Source organism: Paraburkholderia aromaticivorans (assembly GCF_012689525.1).
In the GTDB taxonomy this organism is placed as follows: domain Bacteria; phylum Pseudomonadota; class Gammaproteobacteria; order Burkholderiales; family Burkholderiaceae; genus Paraburkholderia; species Paraburkholderia aromaticivorans_A.
Genome location: NZ_CP051516.1, coordinates 4446910 through 4469038 on the forward strand (window position 1 = coordinate 4446910; position 22129 = coordinate 4469038).

The 22129-nt window shown below is 62.5% G+C and carries 14 protein-coding genes; 3 read left to right on the forward strand and 11 right to left on the reverse strand.

All coding sequences use genetic code 11. The features are described 5' to 3' along the window. The first annotated feature begins 109 nt into the window (after positions 1 to 109). Positions 110 to 1828 (forward strand): thiamine pyrophosphate-binding protein, encoded by a 1719-nt coding sequence (locus HF916_RS48445; RefSeq protein ID WP_168795590.1) that lies wholly within the window; start codon positions 110 to 112, stop codon positions 1826 to 1828. 142 nt (positions 1829 to 1970) lie between these two features. On the opposite strand, the gene HF916_RS48450 is transcribed toward HF916_RS48445, so the two are convergent. Both HF916_RS48450 and putA read right to left on the reverse strand, forming a co-directional pair. Then, entirely contained in the window at positions 1971 to 3119 is a 1149-nt protein-coding gene (locus tag HF916_RS48450; RefSeq protein ID WP_168795591.1) for a branched-chain amino acid ABC transporter substrate-binding protein, read from the reverse strand. An 88-nt stretch (positions 3120 to 3207) separates the two neighbouring features. Next, positions 3208 to 7137, reverse strand: coding sequence for a trifunctional transcriptional regulator/proline dehydrogenase/L-glutamate gamma-semialdehyde dehydrogenase (putA, locus tag HF916_RS48455; RefSeq protein ID WP_168795592.1), 3930 nt, complete (start codon positions 7135 to 7137; stop codon positions 3208 to 3210). A 312-nt stretch (positions 7138 to 7449) separates the two neighbouring features. Here putA and HF916_RS48460 point away from each other — a divergent pair, with 312 nt between their 5' ends. Beyond that, positions 7450 to 7620, forward strand: coding sequence for a hypothetical protein (locus HF916_RS48460; RefSeq protein WP_168795593.1), 171 nt, complete (start codon positions 7450 to 7452; stop codon positions 7618 to 7620). A 289-nt stretch (positions 7621 to 7909) separates the two neighbouring features. On the opposite strand, the gene HF916_RS51320 is transcribed toward HF916_RS48460, so the two are convergent. The 4 genes from HF916_RS51320 to hemE all read right to left on the reverse strand — a co-directional run bounded on the left by HF916_RS51320 (position 7910) and on the right by hemE (position 13559). Beyond that, a complete protein-coding gene (locus tag HF916_RS51320) occupies positions 7910 to 8053 on the reverse strand; it encodes a hypothetical protein (RefSeq protein WP_240975741.1) in 144 nt (47 codons plus the stop codon). A 101-nt stretch (positions 8054 to 8154) separates the two neighbouring features. Next, the gene (locus HF916_RS48470) at positions 8155 to 9576 is read right to left on the reverse strand and encodes a YeiH family protein (RefSeq protein ID WP_168795595.1); all 1422 of its coding nucleotides are present in this window, start codon (positions 9574 to 9576) and stop codon (positions 8155 to 8157) included. Between the two features lie 170 nt (positions 9577 to 9746). After that, on the reverse strand, positions 9747 to 11993 hold the full coding sequence (locus HF916_RS48475; protein ID WP_206001997.1) for a primosomal protein N': 2247 nt from the start codon (positions 11991 to 11993) through the stop codon (positions 9747 to 9749). Between the two features lie 465 nt (positions 11994 to 12458). Further along, the gene (gene hemE / locus HF916_RS48480; protein ID WP_168795596.1) at positions 12459 to 13559 is read right to left on the reverse strand and encodes a uroporphyrinogen decarboxylase; all 1101 of its coding nucleotides are present in this window, start codon (positions 13557 to 13559) and stop codon (positions 12459 to 12461) included. Positions 13560 to 13777: 218 nt separating this feature from the next. On the opposite strand from hemE, the gene HF916_RS48485 reads away from it, so the two are divergent. Beyond that, complete coding sequence (locus tag HF916_RS48485; protein WP_168795597.1) at positions 13778 to 14575, forward strand: transporter substrate-binding domain-containing protein; 798 nt, start codon at positions 13778 to 13780, stop codon at positions 14573 to 14575. Between the two features lie 890 nt (positions 14576 to 15465). On the opposite strand, the gene HF916_RS48490 is transcribed toward HF916_RS48485, so the two are convergent. From HF916_RS48490 to atpA, 5 genes are all read right to left on the reverse strand, one after another. After that, positions 15466 to 17196, reverse strand: a complete 1731-nt coding sequence (locus tag HF916_RS48490; protein ID WP_168795598.1) for an AMP-binding protein — start codon at positions 17194 to 17196, stop codon at positions 15466 to 15468. A gap of 233 nt (positions 17197 to 17429) precedes the next feature. Then, the gene (locus HF916_RS48495; RefSeq protein ID WP_012434800.1) at positions 17430 to 17855 is read right to left on the reverse strand and encodes a F0F1 ATP synthase subunit epsilon; all 426 of its coding nucleotides are present in this window, start codon (positions 17853 to 17855) and stop codon (positions 17430 to 17432) included. Between the two features lie 210 nt (positions 17856 to 18065). Continuing rightward, positions 18066 to 19460, reverse strand: coding sequence for a F0F1 ATP synthase subunit beta (gene atpD, locus HF916_RS48500; protein ID WP_168795599.1), 1395 nt, complete (start codon positions 19458 to 19460; stop codon positions 18066 to 18068). Between the two features lie 101 nt (positions 19461 to 19561). Continuing rightward, the gene (gene atpG, locus HF916_RS48505) at positions 19562 to 20446 is read right to left on the reverse strand and encodes a F0F1 ATP synthase subunit gamma (protein WP_168795600.1); all 885 of its coding nucleotides are present in this window, start codon (positions 20444 to 20446) and stop codon (positions 19562 to 19564) included. 139 nt (positions 20447 to 20585) lie between these two features. Continuing rightward, complete coding sequence (gene atpA / locus HF916_RS48510; RefSeq protein ID WP_168795601.1) at positions 20586 to 22127, reverse strand: F0F1 ATP synthase subunit alpha; 1542 nt, start codon at positions 22125 to 22127, stop codon at positions 20586 to 20588. Between the last annotated feature and the right edge of the window lie 2 nt (positions 22128 to 22129).

The following is a 22129-nucleotide window of genomic DNA, read 5'->3' on the forward strand; positions in this document are numbered from 1 at the left end:
ACAGCGCAGGCGCGCTCGGCGTAAGCTGTCGAAGCGCCGCGTCGGTTTGCGTCCTGCCGATGCGGCATCCTCATACCGCACTCATGCACTGCCTGGAGGCTTCATCGCAATGTCGCAGCCGAATGCTCCCGTTTCCGGATTTGCCGCCGCTCAAACCACCGGCGCGCGTCTCGTCGTCGATGCTTTGCTCACGCACGGTGTCGAACGTGTTTTCTGTGTGCCTGGCGAGAGTTTTCTCGCTGTACTGGATTCGCTGCACGACGAAACCGAACGCATCCAGACCATTGTTTGCCGTCACGAAGCAGCCGCGGCGAATATGGCGGAGGCGGTTGGCAAATTGACCGGCCGACCGGGTGTCGCGCTCGTGACGCGCGGACCGGGCGCCACGCACGCGTCGATCGGCGTGCACACGGCGTTTCAGGATTCCACGCCGATGATCCTTCTGATCGGCCAATGCGCGCGCGAGCATCTCGACCGCGAAGCGTTTCAGGAGATCGACTATCGGCGCATGTTCGGTCAGATGGCGAAATGGGTCGCGCAAATCGACGATCCGAAGCGTATTCCCGAGTATCTGAGCCATGCGTTTCACACGGCGACATCCGGACGGCCCGGGCCCGTGGTGTTGTCGTTACCGGAAGATGTGTTGAGCGATGCATGCGACGCGGTGGCCGGCGCGCCGGCTTATCAGCGCGTCGCGGCGTCACCGTCGGCGGCGCAGATCGAGAAGCTGCGCGTATTGCTGGAAGGCGCGCAACGGCCGATGGTGATCGCGGGCGGCAGCGGTTGGACGTCGGCTGCGTGCGCGGACTTTCAGCGCTTCGTCGAGAACTGGCAACTGCCGGTCGGGCTCGCGTTCCGCTTTCAGGATACGCTCGACAACGAGCATCCGAATTATGCCGGCGACGTCGGCCTCGGCATCAATCCCGCGCTGGCGCAGCGCATCCGCGATGCCGACGTGCTGCTCGCAATCGGGCCGCGTTTGGGCGAAGCGACGACCAACGGCTACACGTTGCTCGACATTCCCAAGACCAAGCAGATGCTCGTGCATGTGCATCAAGGTGCGGAAGAATTAGGTCGCGTGTATGCGGCGGATCTGCCGATTGTGTCCGGTATGCCGGAGCTGGCAGCGCTGCTTGCGGAGCTGAAGCCTTCATCCGACAAACTCGCCTGGTCGGGCGCCGCGGACGAGGCGCATCGCGCGTATCTCGAATGGCGCAAACCGCGTCAAATTCCCGGCGACGTGCAGATGGGCGAAGTGATCCAGCAGTTGCGCGCGCATCTGCCGGACGACGCGATTCTCACCAACGGTGCGGGCAATTACGCGACGTGGCTGCATCGGCACTTCTCGTATCGCCATTACCGTTCGCAACTCGCGCCGACGAGTGGTGCAATGGGCTACGGCGTGCCGGCGGCGATCGCGGCGAAGTCGATGTATCCGCAACGCGCCGTCGTCGCGCTGGCCGGCGATGGCTGCTTCATGATGGCTGCGCAAGAACTCGCGACGGCGATGCAGTACGACCTGCACGTGCTTTTCATCGTGGTAAATAACAGTCACTTCGGCACGATTCGCATGCATCAGGAACGGCATTATCCTGGACGGGTATATGGCACCGGACTGACCAATCCAGACTTCGCGGCGTTCGCGCGATCGTTCGGCGCGCATGGTGAAACGGTGGAACGAACTGAGGAGTTTCTGCCTGCGCTCAAGCGTTCGATTGAAGCGAAGCGTGCGGCGGTGATCGAGATTCGCATGCCGCAGGAAGCGAGTACGCCGGGCGCGACGTTGGAACAGATTCGTGAGCAGGGGAAGAAGATGCGAGGGGAGTAATTGCGTTGTCGTGCAATTGGCACGCAACGTCGCGAAATATCAAACAAAAAGCCCTGCGTGTTCGAAAACCGCAGGGCTTTTTTGCGCCAGTTGCCGTGTCACACCATCACGCGGCAGCCGAGTGTACTAGCAGGAAAGCTACTTACTTCCCACCCACGCTTTGCAGCGTCGTCCACTTGCCATCGACAACCTTGTACAGCGTGATGCCGCCGTTCTTCAGGTCGCCCTTGCTGTCGTACGCGAGGTTCGACGCCGTCACCGCCGGCATCGAGGTCTTCGCGAGCATCGGCAGGTACTTGGCCGGATCGGTCGAGTTCGCCTTCTTCATTGCGTCGAACATGGCCATTGCGCCGTCGTAGGCGTACGGCGAGTACGTTTGCACGTCTTCGTTGAAACGCTTCTTGTACTTCGCGACGTAGTCCTTGCCGCCCGGCATTTCTTCCAGCGGCAGGCCGGCGAGCGATGCCACCGTGCCATTCGCCGCTGCACCCGCGATCTGGATGAACGTCGGCGTGTGGACCATTTCGCCACCCATCAACGGCGCCTTGATGCCCAGTGCCTTCATCTGCTTGACCATCGGTGCCGCTTGCGAATCCGCGCCGCCGTAGTAAATCAGATCCGGTTGGACCGACTTCAGCTTGGTCAGGATCGACTTGAAGTCGACGGCCTTGTCGTTCGTGTATTCACGATCGATGATCTGGCCACCTGCTGCCTTCGCTGCCTTTTCGAACTGATCCGCCAGACCCTGGCCGTAGGCCGTGCGGTCGTCGACGATCACGATCTTCTTCATGCCCAAGGTCTTGACCGCGAACGTGCCGGCGACCGAACCTTGCTGCGTGTCGGACGTCATCATGCGGAACGTGGTCTTGAAACCTTGCTGCGTGTATTCCGGCGCCGTCGCCATTGCGATTTCGGGGATGCCCGCGTTCGCGTAAATGCGCGAAGCCGGAATCGTGGTACCCGAGTTGAAGTGGCCGAGCATGCCCTTGATGCCGTCATCCACCAGCTTCTGCGCAACCGTCGTACCGGTGCGCGGGTCAGCCTGGTCGTCGGCCGAATCCAGCACGAAGCGAACTTGCTTGCCGCCGATTACCGGCTTGGTCGCGTTCATGTCTTCCACTGCCAGCGTGATGCCGTTCTGGAAGTCCTTGCCGTAGTGCGCCTGCGCGCCTGTCATCGGGCCGGCAAAGCCGACCTTCACATCTTCCGTCGATTGAGCATTGGCCGTCCCCGCCAGCGACATCGCCGCAACCAGTGCAGCGCCTGCCAGCTGTTTCATCTTGTGTTGCATAGCTTCTCCTTGGTACCAGGTGTGGATGGAGCGGTTTCGGGGTCGCCGTACCGCTTCCTTCTTTTTTGAAAAGATCAATGAGGTTCGCTCAACCGATCGTCATCAAATTCGCATTACCGCCTGCAGCTGCCGTATTCACGCTGACCGAGCGTTCCGTCAACAGACGCTCGAGCGCGTAATCTTCATCGCCGCTTTCCAGTGCACGTGCCGCGACGCCCTGCACCGAAACGATCGGGCCCGGACGCTTCGCGACTTCCTTCACCAGCGCCAGCAATTCGTCGCTATCGCCTTCGAACAGCACGGCGTCGAACGGTGTATCGGCGCTCTTCTTCACGCTCGCATGCGACTTGAGCGTGGCGGGCAACTGCGCCACCAATTGTTCACCAGCGGCGCCTTCGAACAACGCGCGATTTCCCGTAGCCAGCGCCGCGGCGAACTGCACGCGCGCGCCGCTTGCCGTCGACGCGATACACAGCACCGTGCCGCGCGCGCCCAGCGTGTACGTATTGCGCTCGCCCGTCGGTCCCGACAATACCGCCGTGGCGCCGGCAGGCACATGCGACAAATAGCCATCGCAGCGCGCGGCCAGCACCGGCTGTTGTTCGGCGATCAGCCAGTCGCGGTAAGCCGTCAATGCAGCGGACGGATTGTCGCTGTTTTCGGCTCCGTGCGGTACATCCGCGACCAGTGCCTGGGCGAGCGACTTCGGCAAACCGGCCGGACGCGTGGCGAGCAAACGCTGCAGGTACAGTGCGCCGCCCGCTTTCGGACCCGTGCCCGACAAACCTTCGCCACCGAACGGCTGCACACCCACCACCGCGCCGATCACATTCCGGTTCACATAAATGTTGCCGACGTGCGCGCGGCTGATCACGTGAGCGATGGTTTCATCGATCCGCGTATGGATGCCGAGCGTCAGGCCGTAGCCGGTTGTGCGGATCTGTTCGAGCAGCTTGTCGAGCTGGCTGCGGCGATAACGCACCACGTGCAGCACTGGGCCAAACACTTCGCGCTTCAGTTCGTCGATGCTGTCGAGTTCGATCAGCGTCGGCGGAACGAAGGTGCCTTGCGCGCAACCGTCCGGCATCGGCAGCTGTTCGACCTTGCGACCTTTTTCGCGCATCGCCGCGACGTGCGCGTCGATACCGCGCTTTGCGTCGAGGTCGATCACCGGGCCGACGTCGATCGACAGACGGTCCGGATTGCCCACAGCCAGTTCGCGCATCGCGCCCGTTAGCATCTCCAGCGTGCGGTCAGCGACATCGTCCTGCAGACAAAGAACGCGCAGCGCGGAACACCGTTGACCGGCGGAGTCGAAAGACGATTGCAGCACGTCCGCCACGACCTGTTCAGCGAGCGCCGACGAGTCGACGATCATTGCGTTCTGGCCGCCGGTTTCGGCGATCAGCGGAATCGGCTTCCCGTCCGGATCGAGGCGGCTCGACAGCGTCTTGTTGATGAGGCGCGCGACTTCGGTCGAACCGGTGAACATCACGGCACGAGTGCGCGGATCGGCCACCAACGCAGCGCCGACCGTTTCACCATTGCCCGGCAGCAGTTGCACCGCGCCTGCCGGCACGCCGGCTTCGCGCAGAATGCGCACGGCTTGCGCGGCGATCAGCGGCGTCTGTTCGGCCGGCTTCGCGAGCACGGTGTTGCCGGCGGCAAGCGCCGCGGCCACCTGGCCCATGAAAATCGCCAGCGGGAAATTCCACGGGCTGATACAAACCACCGGACCGAGCGGGCGATGCGTGTCGTTGGAGAACTCGTCGCGAATCTGCGTGGAGTAGTAGCGCAGGAAGTCGATCGCTTCGCGGATTTCCGCGACCGCATTGGCCAGCGACTTGCCGGCCTCACGCACCACCAGACCCATCAACGTATGCATCTGCGCTTCGAGCAGATCGGCGGCGCGCGCGAGGCAATCGGCGCGCGCATCGACCGGCGTGGCTTGCCAGATCGGCGCAGCGGCGACGGCATGCGCCAACGCGGCGCTCACATGTTCCGGGGTCGCTTCGACGACCGTGCCGACGAGGTCGCGATGATCGGCCGGATTGCGCACGTCGCGCGCGACGCCCACGGCGATTTCGTTGTCCTCGAGCATCGGCGCGGCGCGCCACGGATGATGCGCGCTCGCCAGCAACGCCGACGACAGCGACGCCAACCGATGCTCGTTCGACAGATCGAGGCCCATCGAGTTGAGGCGCTCAGCGCCGAACAGATTGCGCGGCAGCGGAATCTTCGCGTGCGGCGCGCCGAGCGGCACGATCTTCGAGGCTTCGTCGACGGGGTCGGCGATCAGGTCCTTGATCGCGACGGTTTCATCGGCAATGCGATTCACGAACGACGTGTTCGCGCCGTTTTCCAGCAGACGGCGCACGAGGTACGCGAGCAGCGTTTCATGCGTGCCGACCGGCGCGTACACGCGGCACGGACGGTTCAGCTTGTCGCGGCCGGTGACTTCCTCGTATAGCGGCTCGCCCATGCCGTGCAGGCACTGGAACTCGTACTGGCCGGGGTAGTAGTTGTTGCCCGCGAGGTAATAGATCGCCGACAGCGTGTGCGCGTTGTGTGTGGCGAACTGCGGATAGACCGCGTCGGGCGCGCTCAGCAGTTTTTTCGCGCAAGCGACGTACGACACATCCGTGTAGATCTTGCGCGTGTAGACCGGATAGCCTTCGAGGCCGTCCACTTGCGCACGCTTGATTTCGGTATCCCAGTACGCGCCCTTCACGAGACGCACCATGATGCGGTGACGGCTGCGGCGCGCCAGATCGATGATGTAGTCGATCACGAACGGGCAACGTTTCTGATACGCCTGCACCACAAAGCCGATGCCGTTCCAGCCGGCCAGCTCCGGATCGAAGCACAGCGCTTCGAGCAGATCGAGCGAGATTTCGAGGCGGTCGGCTTCTTCAGCGTCGATGTTCAGGCCGATGTCGTAGCGGCGCGCGAGGATCGCGAGCGAGCGCACGCGCGGCAGCAGTTCGCTCATCGTGCGTTCCTGCTGCGAACGCGAGTAGCGTGCGTGCAGCGCGGAGAGCTTGATCGAAATGCCCGGGCCTTCGTAGATGCCACGGCCGCCGGCGGCCTTGCCGATCGCGTGGATCGCCTGTTCGTACGACGCGTAGTAGCGCTGCGCGTCGGCTTCGGTGGTGGCCGCTTCGCCGAGCATGTCGTACGAGTAGCGGAAGCCGCGTGCTTCATACTTGCGGCTGTTGGCCAGCGCTTCGGAGATGTTCTCGCCGGTGACGAACTGCTCGCCCATCAGGCGCATCGCCATGTCCACGCCCTTGCGGATCAACGGCTCGCCGCCCTTGCCGATCAGACGCGTGAGCGCCGACGAGAGACTCGTTTCGCTATTGGTAGTCACCAGCTTGCCGGTGATCATCAAGCCCCACGTCGCGGCGTTGACGAACATGGACGGCGCCTGGCCCATGTGCGATTTCCAGTCGCCCTTGCTGATCTTGTCGCGAATCAGCGCGTCGCGGGTCGCGCGATCGGGGATCCGCAGCAGCGCTTCGGCGAGGCACATCAGCGCCACGCCTTCCTGACTCGACAGCGAGAACTCGTGGATCAGTCCTTCGACGCCACCGCCCTTGCTCTTGGTGCGCAGCGTTTCGACGAGCTTGCCGGCCATCGCCTGCACATCGCCCGCGAGGTTGGCCGGCAAACGCGCCTGACCGAGCAGGAACGGCATGCATTCCGGCTCAGGACGACGATAAGCGGCCGTGATCGCCGCGCGCAGCACCGACTGCGGTTGCACGTTTTGCGCGAACTCGAGGAACGGATGCGACGCGCCGTCTTCTTCCTGCTCGACCGTGGCGCCGTCGGCGAGATCCGCCGAGCCCGCCACGCCCGACAGTTCGGGCGGCAACTGACCGTGCTCGATCTTTTCGAGGTACGCGAAGATGGCCTGCTTGATGAGCCAGTGCGGAGTGCGTTCGAGACGGGTAGCGGCATCTTTCAGCCGGGAACGCAGGAGGTCGTCGACCTTGACGCCAAGGGTGGTGCTAGCCATGTTTCCTTCTTCGGATACCAAACGAATGCGCTGGGAAAGACTAAAAGTTGGGCGAATCGTACGCCTCCCAATAAAAAGGTGCAACCATGTTCGGCGCATGGTTGCACCCTGTTGAGAGCCTTGTGCGGCGGGGGTTTGCGCTAGATGGCGCTGGGCGCGGGCACGGCGGTTGCGCCTAGTACTTTCCCTGGCGTGATTCTTTTTGCTTTTACCCTTATCAGAACAGGTCGGCGCGCCGTTATACGGAACATGCGGCACGCGGCCTCCGGGCACGCACAAAAAAACGGTACGGGGTTTTAGAGGACAGGCGAAATGGAAAAGTGGCTGGTGATATTGGGCATCTGGGCGATGTGCGCGACTTGCGCCATCCTCTTCATCCGCGGCGCGACGAGCGGGCCGGGCAGGCGCGAGCTCGCCGACGAACGCACGCCGGCCGCATCGCGCGCATCGGCGGGCGACGCGCGGGCCGCATTGAACGATTGAGCGGTTGAACGGTAGCGTCCGGTGTTCCGTGCCGGCCGCAGCGGCGCCGCTCTTCCCGCTGACTCAGTGACAGGACGAATGCAACGCCCGGCTTCATGCCGCGGCGTGGTGTCGGCACGCGTCAATGTCGGTGGGTCGGTTTGAACTGCGCGCGGGTGTCGTGTCAGCGCTACTGGATCGGTGCGAACTGCGCACGGGTATCGTGTCGGCGCCGTTGGATCGGCGCGAACTGCGCGCAGCTGACGCGTCAGCGCTGTCGACTCGGCTTGAACGGCGCGCAGGCGTCGCGTCAGTGCCGCTGAATCGGCTCGAACTGCGCGCAGGCGTCGCCGGGCGAAACGAGTTGGTCGTGCAGCCGGCAAAGCCGGCTGTCCGCTACGCTCGCGCCGAATGCGGAACCGAACACGGCGAGACCCGGAACGTCCTGCTCCAACGAATCCCGATTCTCCGCGCGGTACCGGCATCCCTCGCAGCACCGCGCGCGCGTCTCTTCGCGCGCATCCGTCGTACTGTCGATGCGGACCGCGCGCCTCATCACGAGCCCTGCCCCAAGCTATTCCAGTACGGTGCGAACACGTGCGCGGACAGCGCGTAACCGATGGCGATATTGACCACCACGCCCACCGTGAACGCCAGGAACGGCTTCAGACCGGTCGCAGTGAGCGAGCGCAAGCGCGTGGTCAGCCCGATGCTCAGGAAGCAGAAGGTGAACGCCCACGTGCGCAACGCCGTGATCGGCGCGACGAATTCGGGCGTCACGACTTTGCGGTAGTCGGCCAGTGAATAGTGGCTGGCGATCCACGTCACCAGCGCCGACGCGATCACGAAACCGATCACGAATTTCGGAAAGCGCGCCCAGATCTCGCCGGCGTTGGCCTTGGCTTTGACGCCGCTGTCCTGCGATTCCCAGCGCGTCGTCGCGACGATCGCCAGCACGAACGCCCAGATGCCGATCCAGATATCGCGGCCGACCACCTTCATCAGCGTGAACGCCTGCAACGACGCCTCCGGCGCACCCGCGATCGCGCCGCCCGCGTGCTTCGCGAAGTCGCCATAGGCCTGTGCGGCCGCGATGCCGGCGGCGTCGGCGAATTCAGACGTGCCGATCCAGGCGCCGGCGACCGCGGTCGACAGTCCGAGCGAGCGGGATGCGAACGGCAACACGAAGATCATCACGATCGCCCATAGCACCACCAGCGTGATCGCCACCGAAGCCTGTTCGCGCTTGGCCCGCACTGCGCCAGCAATCGCGATGGCCGCCGAGACGCCGCACACCGCGCCGCCGACGCCGAGCACAGCGGCAAAACGCCGGTCGAGGCCGAACGCTTTCGCGGCAAAGAAGATCACGAAGAACGTGACGAGCGAGACGATGGTCGCCTGCCCGACCGCCACCGGTCCCGCCCACACCAGCAACGTGAACGGCAACGTCGCGCCGAGTAGCACGATGCCGACCTTGATATAGAACTCGACGCGCAAGCCGGCCGAAAACCATTCAGGCAGCTTGAACACGTTCGAGATGAGCAGCCCCAGCGCCAGCGCGACGAGCGGCGGCTCGAGGTTGTACTTCGACGCGTTGACCCACGCGCCCAGCGTGAAAATCAGCGCCGACGCGATGAACAGGATCAGGAACGACGCCAGGAAAGCGCCAACCCGTTGCTTGAGCGCTGCCAGGCTCACGCCAAATAGCAACGCGAACGCGATAAACAGCGCGGCATAGTTCGGCAAATGCTTGCGGACGTCCTGCGCGGCCTGCGCCACGCTCGACCATTTGGCCGGCGCCACCGCCAGCCACTTGATGCTGCTACCCGACGCGAACAGCGCCCAGGCGACCACGATCACCAGCAGGCCGACCCACACCGCCCACCAGTCTTCAGTCGAAAAAAGTCCGCCACCGTGCGTGCTTTGCCGGTTTGTCGGCGCCGCGCCGGCTTGCAGCGTCGGATTGCTATCGCTCATCGCCATGCCCCGAGGAAGTTGAGGTGCATCGGCGCGGGAATGTTGGAGTTTTGCTTGAAAGCGCGCCGATTCGGCGAAATATAGGCGAGCGGCGTCGCAAAACGAAACGACCATTCGCTCTAAGAATATGACTGAAAGGAGTAACGGCGACGACGGCTTCGCGGCGCGCCTTAGATGTCAAGCGGATCGACTTCCAGATTCCAGCGCAGTACGCCTTTCAAACCGCGCAGCAGTGGCTGCCACGCACGCAAGGTCGCCTGCAGGGCGGCCCGCGACGCGCTCTCGATCAGCAATTGCGCACGGTGCACGTGCATCACCTTGACGATGGTGAGCGGCACGGCGTCGTACACGGTCACGCGTTCGGCGGCCGCAATGCCGGTCAACTCGGCCGCCGCGTGTTGCAGGAAGGCGAGCGCTGCCTCAAGCGTGCGGCCTTCGGCGCGCAGCAAAGCTTGATAGACGAACGGCGGCAAGTGCGCGTCACGCCGCTCGGCCAACGTGGAGTTGGCGAAGCCGACATAGTCGTGGCGGCCCAGCGCGTGGTAGAGCGCGTGGCGCTGATAGCGTGTTTGCACCAGCACTTCGCCGGGCAAACCCCCGCGGCCTGCCCGCCCGCTCACTTGCATCAGTTGCGCGAAGAGCCGCTCGCTCGCCCGGAAGTCGTGAGAAAACAGCGCCGTGTCGGCGTTCAGCACCCCGACCAGCGACACGCGCTGGAAGTCGTGGCCCTTGGCTATCATCTGCGTGCCGACGAGGATGTCGACCTCGCCTGCGTGGACGTCGGAGAACAGCGCCTGCGCGCTGCCTTTACGGCGCGTGCTGTCGGCGTCGATACGCAAGATGCGGGCGCCGGGCACTGCGCTCGCCAGCGTTTCTTCGACCCGCTGCGTGCCGCGGCCCATCGGCGCGATGTCGACGTTACCGCACTCCGGGCACGAACGCGGGATGCGCGCCTCCCAGCCGCAGTGGTGGCAGCGCAGCGCACGCTCGGGCTTATGCAACACGACATAGGCGCTGCAACGTGGGCAGCCGGCAACCCAGCCGCAGGCGTCGCAGGCAAGCTGCGGCGCGTAACCGCGGCGGTTCAGGAACACGAGGCTTTGCTCGCCGCGTTCGAGCCGCGCCTTCAGTGCGGCGATCAACGGCCCCGACAAACCTTCCACCGATGCCCGCCCGCGTCGCCGCTCCTCTTCCAGATCGATCAGTTTGACGGTGGGCAGCACGGCCTCGGCGACAGCACGGCGCGACAACGTGAGCCGCTTGTAGCGCCCCTGGTCGGCCTGCCACCAGCTTTCCAGCGACGGCGTGGCCGAACCGAGCACGACCGGCAAGCCGAGTTGCTTGGCGCGATAGATCGCCAGATCGCGCGCCGAATAGCGCAAGCCTTCCTGCTGCTTGTAAGCCGGATCGTGCTCCTCGTCGACGACGATGATCGCGAGCTTCGGCAGCGACGCGAGCACCGCCAACCGCGTGCCGAGCACGATGCGCGCGCGGCCGGTGTGCGCGGCGAACCAGTTGCGGGCGCGTTCGCCTTCCGCAAGTCCGCTGTGCAGCGTGACGATCGACGTGCCTTCGAGCGCGGCGAAGCGCGCGCGGAAGGCCGCTTCGAACTGCGGCGTCAGATTGATTTCAGGTACGAGGACGAGCGCCTGGGCGTCGGGCTTCGCGGCCAGAATCTCGGCGAGTGCGCGCAGATAAACTTCGGTCTTGCCGCTGCCCGTCACGCCGTGCAGCAGGAAAGGCGCAAAGCCGTCGGCGTCGCGGATCGCTTCGACGGCGGCCGCCTGCTCGTCGGTGAGCGTGGGCAGCGTGGGCGCAGGCGCGTCAGGCGAGGCGGCGGTGGCCAGCGCCGCCGCGGCTTCGATGATGTCCAGCGCGACCCAGCCTTCCGCCTGCCAGGCGTCGAGCGTTGCAATCGCTTTGGGGTGCAGCGCGCGAGCGTCGGCGGCGAGCAGGAACTCCGTCTCGGCCAACGCCTGCGCCAGTTTCCGCAAGGCGCTCGCCCGAGCCGGCAGGGCATCGGGCAACGCGGCGCGGCCCGCGGGCGTGAGACTGTAGCGCTCTTCCGGCGCGAACAGACGCGACCAGCGCGACGCATCGCGCAGCGCCTGCGGCAACGCGGGCAACGCGACTTCGCCGAGACCACGCTGGTAGTAGTCGGCGGCGAACGCGGCCAACTTCAGCCATTCCGACGACACCGGCGGACAAGCGGTGCACACGCCACTCACCGAGCGAAGCCGATCTGCCGGCACGTCGCTGTGAGCGGTCACTTCGCAGACGAGCCCTACGACATGGCGCTTACCGAACGGCACGCTAACCAGCAAGCCCGGCGTGACGGGCTCAGGCGTGTCGCAACGGTAGTCGAACAGGGTCGGCAGCGGATGGTCCAGCGCGACGCGGACGAACACGTCGCTCACGCGTCTGCAGAGTTCAGAGGAATGAGCGCGACACGATGCCACATCGTGGTGCCCATTGCGCAGACGGCGAACCCGTCGAAGTTAAAGTAAAACTTCAATTTCGGCGCTAAGTTTTGGATTCGGCTGAACAATTGCAATCGGTCCGCGTGCCTGTGGATAACTTTGTTGAGAACTTTGCCCGGACGGCCCGAGAACCGCGCCACAGCGGCCTTCTGTGGGATTCCGCACAGTCTGTACTGGACCCGTGAAACCCTTGCCAGACAAGGCTTAGATCAAATGCGCCGGCAATGTGCAAGGGCCAGGACACGACTAAAGCTTCTACCGCGCCGCAGCGTGATGAATGTGCATAAGTCAAGTCTTGACTTTCGCAGGACCGCCATCTGACGGCCTGCTGGCTGCAAATTTTCCCTTAGGCCGAGAGCCCAGTTCGCTGCAATGCAACAAAAAATGGTAACGATTACGGCGTCATGTCGGTGCATGAGCGCCGCTGCGAATCGCCCGGCTGTGACGATGCACCTCGTCCACCAGTTCGGCGACATTCTCCGGTGGCGTGAACTGCGAAATGCCGTGGCCGAGGTTGAACACGTGGCCCGGATGATTCCCGAAGCTGTCGAGCACCGCGCGCGCTTCCATGCGGATCGAAGCCGGCGGCGCGAACAGCACCGAGGGATCGATATTGCCCTGTAACGCCACCTTCCCGCCCACGCGCTCGCGCGCCTTGCTCAGGTTCACCGTCCAGTCGAGGCCGACCGCATCCACACCGGTCTCGGCGATCTCGTCGAGCCACAGGCCACCACCCTTCGTGAAGGTGATCACCGGCACTTTTTCGCCGTCGTGGTCGCGCTTCAACTGGCTCACCACCTGCTGGATGTAGTGCAGCGAGAAACGTTGATACACGCCGTCCGCCAGCGCCCCGCCCCACGTGTCGAAAATCATCACGGCTTGCGCGCCGGCTTCGATCTGGGCGTTCAGATACGCCGCGACCGAGCGCGCGTTGACGTCGAGAATGCGGTGCATCAGATCCGGCCGCGCGTAGAGCATCGACTTGACCGTACGGAAATCCGCCGAACCGCCGCCTTCGACCATGTAGCACGCGAGCGTCCACGGACTGCCCGAAAAGCCGATCAGCGGTACGCGTTGACGGCCTTGCGCGTCGGTCAGCGCGGTGCGAATTTCGCGCACGGCGTCGGTCACGTAGCGCAGCGTGGCGTCGATGTCCGGCACCGCGAGGCGCGCGACGTCGTCTTCCGTGCGAACCGGGCGAACAAACTTAGGACCCTCGCCGGTCACGAATTCGAGGCCGAGACCCATGGCGTCGGGCACGGTGAGGATGTCGGAGAACAGGATCGCGGCGTCGAGCGGATAACGCTCGAGCGGCTGCAACGTGACTTCCGTCGCGTACGCCGGGCTCTTCGCCAGACCGAGGAAACTGCCCGCGCGGCCACGCGTGGCGTTGTATTCGGGCAGGTAGCGGCCAGCTTGCCGCATCAGCCAGATCGGCGTGTAGTCGGTCGGCTGGCGCAGCAGCGCGCGCAGGAAAGTGTCGTTCAGGAGTTTATGGGCCACGTTGCGTACGACTGAGGGCAAAGGGGCATTTTACCGGACCCGGCTCGCCGCATCGTGCTTGATCCGGCCAATAACTGTTGTGCGCGTCGCTCGCGGCGGGTTTTCCGTGGGCTCGCCGCGGCGTCATGACCTGGCTGAACGGCCAATGTTCAAGCGCGAATTGCCGGGCTATTATCCAACGGACTTACCAAACAATTACATACAACCAAGGAGACTCGATGAACAAGGCAGCACTCGCATTGCTCGGCGCGCTGGCCGGCGTTTTGATGCACGCAGGCGTGGCCGGGGCACAGAACAGCGCCACCACCGCAACGCCCTCGCGGCTCGACGAAATCCTCGCGCGCGGCACGCTGCGCGCCTGCACGACCGGTGACTACAAACCGTACTCGTTTTACAAGGCGGACGGCCAGTTCGAAGGCATCGATATCGACATGACGGAGTCGCTCGCCAAGTCGCTCGGCGTGAAGACGGAGTACGTCAAGACGTCGTGGTCGAATCTGATGAACGACTTTGTCGCTAAATGCGACGTCGGCGTGGGCGGCGTGTCGCCGACGCTGGAGCGGCAGAAGCGCGCGTTTTTCACGGAGGCCTACATGGTCGACGGCAAGACGCCGATCGTTCGGTGCGACGACGTCAACAAATATCAGACCGTCGCGCAGATCGACCAGCCGGCGACACGCGCGATCGTCAATCCGGGTGGCACCAACGAGCGCTTCGCGAAACAGTACTTTCCGCATGCGAACCTGACCGTCTATCCGGATAACGTGACGATCTTCAAGCAGATCCTCGCCGGCAAGGCGGATGTGATGGTGACGGACGCGTCCGAAACCCTGTTGCAGCAGAAGCTGAATCCCGGCCTTTGCTCGGTTCATCCGGACAAACCTTTCCAGTATGGTGAAAAGGCCTGGCTGCTGCCGCGCGGCGATGTGTCGTTCCAGCAATACGTCGACCAGTGGTTGCACCTTGCGCGGGCAACAGGCGAATACCAAGCCATTTCGGACAAGTGGCTGAAGTAGCGTGATGCGTTTTTTAGGCCGCCTCGTTTCTTCATTTTCACTGTGAGGCGGCGGCGGTCGAGAAACGCCAAATGCCCTCGTTCACGCGCCAATCATGTAACGGCACGGGGCGCTGTTAAGTAACACCTGAACAATAATGCCGCCGCAACAGTCGGTGAACCCGTTCTTTGCGCCCCAATTGCGCATCCGGACGGATGTTGCGACGCAATGCGACTGCGTGATTTGGATTGTGGAAGTTTGTGACGGCGGGCAAGCACCTGTGACACGGGGGTGCTTGGTCCAAAAGATGAACGTGCAACCATTTCATGCGGAATCGACTTAACGGATTACGCCGCATTATGCGTCGCGAATAGCATCAATCACGCGTATGAAATTGCGAGCGAGTCATCGGTAAAAATTACGTTTCAATCGTTTCTTTTTGGCAATATATCCTGCAGCGCCTTATCTGGCGGGCGTTACAACCTGAAACACTTTGTTACCGCGCTCGTAGATTAATTCGCCCACAATGCCCTCAACGGTTTCAACACGGATGTGGCTGGGTGCGTGGTGTGAGCGGATACGATGCACTTGCCGGTCGGCGTATGCCGAAGCCCTGTGAAGGGGCATCCCTGCTGGGGCCGTAGTCGACGCAGGGTCGTCGTCTCAGTCGGTTCCTTCTTTGGTCTCCTCGCGCTAACCCCGTAGCGTGTGGTTTTTAGCGGGCTCCAGGCCCGCTTTTTTTTCGTCTGGCCAAACGTTTGCGCGGTTCGGTCGCGCGCTGTTTCGGGCACGTTCGCGGTCTTTTAGCGACTTGCACGGCAAACGGTTCGTCCTTCTGGTTTTATCCTTTGTGCCTTATTGGCTGGCCCGCGTTGCGCAATGATTTGCCGGCGCGGACCAGCCATTGAGCGTCACGCCGTCTTATCTTCTCGCAGCTTCAATTCTCTAATCATCTGCTCGCGCATGATGAACTTCTGCACCTTGCCGGTCACCGTCATGGGCAGTTCGTCGACGAAGCGGATGTACTTCGGCACCTTATAGTGCGCAATCTGCCCTTGGCAGAACTGTTGGATCTGTTCAGCCGTTGCCTGCTCGCCGGAGCGCAATACGACCCACGCACACACCTCTTCGCCGTACTTCGCGTCGGGCACGCCGAACACCTGCACGCTCTGGATCTTCGGGTGGCGGAACAGAAACTCTTCAATCTCACGCGGATAGATGTTCTCGCCGCCGCGAATCAGCATGTCCTTTAGACGGCCGACGATGTTGCAGTAGCCTTCCGCATCGAGCGTCGCCAGATCGCCGGTATGCATCCAACCGTCGACAACGCTTTCGCGCGTCTTCGCCTCGTCGCCCCAATAGCCCTGCATCACTGAATAGCCGCGCGTGCACAGCTCGCCGGTTTCGCCCACCGGCACGATCTCGCCGAGGGGATCGACGATTTTCACTTCCAGATGCGGCTGGATGCGGCCGACCGTTGTCGTGCGCTTGTCGAGCGGATCGGTCGTCGAGCTCTGGAACGAGACTGGGCTGGTTTCCGTCATGCCGTAGGCGATGGTGATTTCGCTCAAATGCATTCTGGAAACGACCTTCTTCATGGTCTCGATCGGGCAAGGCGAGCCGGCCATGATGCCGGTGCGCAAGCGCGAGAAGTCGTAGGTGGCGAAGTTGGGATGATCGAGTTCGGCGATGAACATGGTCGGCACGCCATGCAACGCGGTGCACTGCTCTTCCGCGACCGCGGCCAGCGTTGAAGCCGGGTCGAAGCCCTCGCCCGGAAACACCATATTGGCGCCGACCGACACGCATGCCAGCACCGCCAGCACCATGCCGAAGCAGTGGTACAGCGGGACGGGGATGCATAAGCCGTCCTGCTCGGTCAGCCGCATCGCCATCGCGATATAACGCGCGTTATTCACCACGTTGCGGTGGGTCAGCGTCGCGCCCTTCGGATTGCCTGTCGTACCGCTGGTGAACTGGATATTGATCGGCTCGTGGCACGAGAGCGTGGCACCGATAGCGTCGAGCTTCGCCACGTCGAGCGACACGCGCCCCTGCTCGATCACGTCGGAAAAGCTCAACATACCCGGCGTTTCCGTGTCGCACATGCGAATCACGTAACGCAATTCGGGAAACCTTGCCGCGTGCAGTTCACCGGGCGCTTGCGTGGCCAGCTCGGGCGCGAGTTCCTGCAACATCTCCAAGTACATGGAAGTCTTGAAGCGCTCGGCCGCGATGATTGCCTTGCAGCCGACCTTGTTCAGCGCGTACTCCAGTTCCGCAAGCCGATACGCCGGATTGATATTGACCAGCACGGCGCCGATGCGCGCGGTCGCAAACTGGGTCAGCAACCATTCCACGCGATTCGGCGACCAGATGCCGACGCGGTCGCCCTTCTCGATTCCGAGCGTGAGCAGACCGGCCGCCAATATGTCGATTTCTTCGGCGAACTCCTTCCATGTCCAGCGAATACGCTGTTCGCGAAACACCACGGCCGGACGGTCCGGAAAGCGCGCCGCCGTATCGCGCAAAAACTGGCCGACCGTCGCTTCGCTCAGCGGAATGTCGGTCGATCCACGGACATACGACAGTCCGTCTTTGGGTTCGATGAGTGCACCTTCGCCTGACACGTGCGTTGCCATGGTGTTGTCTCCGTGAGCTGAGCAGAAGCTCGCCTATTGAAATGAATTTGAAATCGATTGTGCCACCGGCGTGTGTCTGTCCGGCATCAAGTCTTACCCGCAGCGCGTTTCCCTACTGCCAAGGCGTGGCGCCAACGATTCAAAAGCACGATTTTGCTGACCTTTCCGTAAACGTCAAGTCGAGGTCAAAAAAAAGCAGCCGTGAAGGCTGCTTTCTTTCTGATACGTATTGCCTAGTTCTGACCGCGCAGCTTGCGCAGACGCTGAATCGCAGCGAGCTGAGCCGTCGCGTACGCCAGTTCCGCTTGCGCGGTTGCGTATTCGAGGTTCGAACCCGTGTTCTGCAGCGCCTCTTCCGCACGCTTGCGTGCATCTTCAGCCTTGGCTTCGTCGAGATCCTTGCCGCGGATAGCCGTGTCGGCGAGAACCGTCACAGCGCCCGGCTGGATTTCGAGGATGCCGCCGGCGACGAAGACAAACTCTTCCTCACCGTTTTCAGCTTCGATGCGCACCGCACCCGGACGAATCCGCGTGATGAGCGGGGTGTGGCCCGGCAGAATGCCGAGTTCACCTGCTTCGCCCGGCAGCGCGACGAACTTCGCCTGGCCCGAGAAGATCTGCTCTTCCGCGCTGACGACGTCTACCTTGATTGTTGCCATAAGTGTCGACTCCTGTGCCGATCAGAGTTAGCGCTTTAGCGCTTACTCTGGTCCCATGCAAAGCTCGACGAGAGTTAGCGCTTTAGTGCTTACTCTCGTCACATGCAAGGCTGGGTTGAGCGTAGTAAGAGGCGCCGGTTTTGCGATTCAATACCGTGATGGTATCCGTTCCGCGCGAGACGCCGGCGCCCGCTTCGTTACACCCGACCTTTACTGGATCTTCTTGGCCTTTTCGAAGGCTTCGTCGATCGTGCCGACCATGTAGAACGCTTGTTCCGGCAGGTGGTCGCACTCGCCCTCAACGATCATCTTGAAGCCACGAATCGTTTCCTTCAGCGGCACGTACTTGCCCGGCGAACCCGTAAACACTTCAGCGACGTGGAACGGCTGCGACAGGAAACGCTGGATCTTACGAGCGCGCGCCACGGCGAGCTTGTCTTCCGGCGCCAGTTCGTCCATGCCCAGAATCGCGATAATGTCGCGCAGTTCCTTGTAGCGCTGCAGCGTTTGCTGCACGCCGCGCGTGATTGCGTAGTGCTCTTCGCCAATCACGTTCGGGTCGATCTGACGCGAGGTCGAATCGAGCGGGTCGACCGCCGGGTAGATACCCAGCGAAGCGATGTCACGCGACAACACGACCGTTGCGTCCAAGTGGCCGAAAGTCGTGGCCGGCGACGGGTCGGTCAAGTCATCCGCAGGGACGTACACGGCCTGAACCGACGTGATCGAGCCGGTCTTGGTCGACGTAATACGCTCTTGCAGCTTACCCATTTCTTCAGCCAGCGTCGGCTGATAGCCCACTGCCGACGGCATACGGCCGAGCAGTGCCGACACTTCCGTGCCTGCCAGCGTGAAACGGTAGATGTTGTCGACGAAGAACAGCACATCGAGACCTTCGTCACGGAAGTGCTCAGCCATCGTCAGACCGGTCAGCGCGACGCGCAGACGGTTGCCCGGCGGCTCGTTCATCTGGCCGTACACCAGCGCGACCTTGTCGAGAACGTTCGAGTCCTTCATTTCGTGATAGAAGTCGTTCCCTTCGCGGGTACGCTCGCCAACACCGGCGAACACGGAGTAACCACCGTGTTCCTTAGCGATGTTGTTGATCAGTTCCATCATGTTCACGGTCTTGCCCACGCCGGCGCCACCGAACAGGCCAACCTTACCGCCCTTCGCGAACGGGCAGATCAAGTCGATAACCTTGATGCCGGTTTCGAGCAGTTCCGTCGACGGCGACAGTTCGTCGAACGCCGGAGCCTTCTGGTGAATACCGCGAACCACGTCCGAGTTGATCGGGCCGGCTTCGTCGATCGGGCGACCCAGCACGTCCATGATCCGGCCGAGGGTCGGCTTGCCGACCGGCACGCTGATCGGCTTGCCGGTGTTCTTCACCGTCGTACCGCGGCGCAGACCGTCCGATGCACCCAGACAAATGGTACGGACGACGCCGTCGCCCAGCTGTTGTTGAACTTCGAGGGTCAGTTCCGAACCTTCGAGAATGAGCGCGTCGTAAATCCTCGGCATGGTTTCACGCGGAAATTCCACGTCGATCACCGCGCCGATGCACTGTACGATCTTGCCTTCTACCAAAGCAGTAGTACTCATCGCTTTTCCTTTAGATACTCAATTCTTCACTCGCGCAAAGGCGCAGTTTCGGTGGGTGCGCCACACAGGCGCACACGAAGCAGCCCGCCTGACCGTCAAGGTCAAACAGCCGCCGCGCCACCGACGATTTCCGACAGTTCTTTCGTGATCGCGGCCTGACGGCTCTTGTTGTACACGAGCTGCAGTTCGTTTATGACCGTCTTCGCGTTGTCCGAAGCGGCCTTCATTGCGACCATTCGTGCCGACTGTTCCGATGCCATGTTTTCCGCGACGGCCTGATAGACCAGCGCTTCGACATAACGCACCAGCAGTTCGTCCACCACTGCCTGCGCATCCGGCTCGTAGATGTAGTCCCACTGCGTGCTCGGCGTCGTGCCGTCTTCTTCCTTGCGCTCGAACTGATCTGCCGACAGCGGCAGCAGTTGCTCGATCACCGGCTCCTGCTTCATCGTATTGACGAAGCGCGTGTACGCCAGGTACACCGCCGAAACCTTGCCTTCCGAGTACAGGTCGAGCTGCACCTTCACCGCGCCGATCAGCTTTTCCAAATGCGGCGTATCGCCCAGATGCACGACATTCGACACCACCTTGGCGCGCAGACGATTCAGGAAACCCAGACCCTTGGTGCCGATCGCGGTTGCTTCGATCGTCTTGCCGTGGCCTTCCAGTTCCTTGAACTTCTGCAGCGACGCGCGCAGCACGTTGGTGTTCATGCCGCCGCACAGACCTTTATCGGTCGTGACGAGGATGATGCCAGCCGCCTTCGCGCCTTCGTTCGACACCATGAACGGGTGACGATACTCCGGGTTCGCACGGCTCATGTGTGCAGCGATATCGCGGACCTTGTCGGCATACGGGCGAGCAGCGCGCATGCGCTCCTGAGCGCGGCGCATCTTCGATGCGGCCACCATCTCCATCGCTTTCGTGATCTTGCGCGTGTTTTGCACGCTCTTGATCTTGCCGCGAATTTCCTTCATTCCAGCCATTGCTTGCTCCTTGTCGGCCCGAGTTAGCGCTTCAGCGCTGACTCGGGTCCCATGCAAAGCGATCGAAGCAGCGCGGGTTCAGTTGCCTGCGGCCCGCGCCGCTTCAAGGTCCGTTTATGCCTTGCGGGTCACTCGCGGATCAATAAGCGCCGGACTTCTTGAAGTCTTTGAGAGCCGTATGCAGCAGGGCTTCGTCGTCCTTCGAGAGTTCCTTGGTGTCTTCGACGCGCTTGATCAGGTCAGCGTGCTTCGTCTTCAGGTAGTCGCGCAGGCCCTTTTCGAACGGCAGCACTTGCGCAACTTCCAGATCGTCGAGGTAGCCGTTGTTCGCTGCGAACAGCGCGACAGCCAGTTCCCACACTTGCAGCGGCTGATATTGCGGCTGCTTCAGCAGTTCCGTCACGCGGCGGCCGCGCTCCAGTTGCTTGCGGGTGGCTTCGTCGAGGTCCGAGGCGAACTGCGCGAACGCAGCCAGTTCACGGTACTGCGCGAGGTCGGTACGGATACCGCCCGACAGCTTCTTCACGACCTTCGTCTGAGCCGCACCACCGACGCGCGACACCGACACGCCGGCGTTAATTGCCGGGCGGATACCTGCGTTGAAGAGGTCGGTTTCCAGGAAGATCTGGCCGTCGGTAATCGAGATCACGTTCGTCGGAACGAATGCGGTCACGTCGCCGGCTTGTGTTTCAATGACCGGCAGTGCCGTCAGCGAACCGCTCTTGCCCTTCACTTCACCGTTGGTGAACTTCTCGACGTAGTCTTCCGACACGCGAGCAGCACGCTCCAGCAAACGCGAGTGCAGATAGAACACGTCGCCCGGATAAGCTTCACGGCCCGGCGGACGGCGCAGCAGCAGCGAGATCTGACGGTATGCCCAAGCTTGCTTGGTCAAATCGTCATAAACGATCAGCGCGTCTTGACCGCGGTCGCGGAAGTATTCGCCCATCGTGCAGCCGGCGTACGGCGCGAGGTACTGCATGGCCGCCGATTCCGAAGCCGAAGCGGCCACGACGATCGTGTATTCCATCGCGCCGGTTTCTTCCAGCTTGCGCACCACGTTCATGATCGACGAAGCCTTCTGGCCGATCGCGACGTAAATACAGAAGAGGTTCTTGCCCTTCTGGTTGATGATCGCGTCGACTGCGACTGCGGTCTTGCCGCACTGGCGGTCGCCGATGATCAGCTCGCGCTGGCCACGGCCAACCGGCACCATCGCGTCGATCGACTTCAGACCGGTTTGGACCGGTTCCGAAACCGACTTACGCCAAATCACGCCCGGAGCAATCTTTTCGATTGCGTCGGTCTTCTTCGCGTTGACCGGGCCCTTGCCGTCGATCGGGTTGCCGAGTGCGTCGACCACGCGGCCGAGCAGTTCCGGACCCACCGGCACTTCCAGAATGCGGCCGGTCGTCTTGACCACGTCGCCTTCCGAAATGTGTTCGTACTCACCCAGAATCACGGCGCCGACCGAGTCGCGCTCGAGGTTCAGTGCGAGACCGAAGGTGTTGCCCGGGAATTCGAGCATTTCGCCCTGCATCACTTCTGACAGGCCGTGGATACGCACGATACCGTCGGTCACGGAGATCACGGTGCCTTGGTTGCGAACGTCTGCGCTCGCTTCAAGGCCCTGGATCCGGCTCTTGATCAGTTCGCTGATCTCAGAGGGATTGAGTTGCATTA

Excerpts from the sequence above, each read along its gene's own strand:
- HF916_RS48445 (WP_168795590.1), top strand. The coding sequence starts at position 110 with ATGTCGCAGCCGAATGCTCCCGTTTCCGGATTTGCCGCCGCTCAAACC.
- HF916_RS48450 (WP_168795591.1), bottom strand. The coding sequence starts at position 3,119 with ATGCAACACAAGATGAAACAGCTGGCAGGCGCTGCACTGGTTGCGGCG.
- putA (WP_168795592.1), bottom strand. The coding sequence starts at position 7,137 with ATGGCTAGCACCACCCTTGGCGTCAAGGTCGACGACCTCCTGCGTTCC.
- HF916_RS48460 (WP_168795593.1), top strand. The coding sequence starts at position 7,450 with ATGGAAAAGTGGCTGGTGATATTGGGCATCTGGGCGATGTGCGCGACT.
- HF916_RS48470 (WP_168795595.1), bottom strand. The coding sequence starts at position 9,576 with ATGAGCGATAGCAATCCGACGCTGCAAGCCGGCGCGGCGCCGACAAAC.
- HF916_RS48485 (WP_168795597.1), top strand. The coding sequence starts at position 13,778 with ATGAACAAGGCAGCACTCGCATTGCTCGGCGCGCTGGCCGGCGTTTTG.
- HF916_RS48490 (WP_168795598.1), bottom strand. The coding sequence starts at position 17,196 with ATGGCAACGCACGTGTCAGGCGAAGGTGCACTCATCGAACCCAAAGAC.
- HF916_RS48495 (WP_012434800.1), bottom strand. The coding sequence starts at position 17,855 with ATGGCAACAATCAAGGTAGACGTCGTCAGCGCGGAAGAGCAGATCTTC.
- atpD (WP_168795599.1), bottom strand. The coding sequence starts at position 19,460 with ATGAGTACTACTGCTTTGGTAGAAGGCAAGATCGTACAGTGCATCGGC.
- atpG (WP_168795600.1), bottom strand. The coding sequence starts at position 20,446 with ATGGCTGGAATGAAGGAAATTCGCGGCAAGATCAAGAGCGTGCAAAAC.
- atpA (WP_168795601.1), bottom strand. The coding sequence starts at position 22,127 with ATGCAACTCAATCCCTCTGAGATCAGCGAACTGATCAAGAGCCGGATC.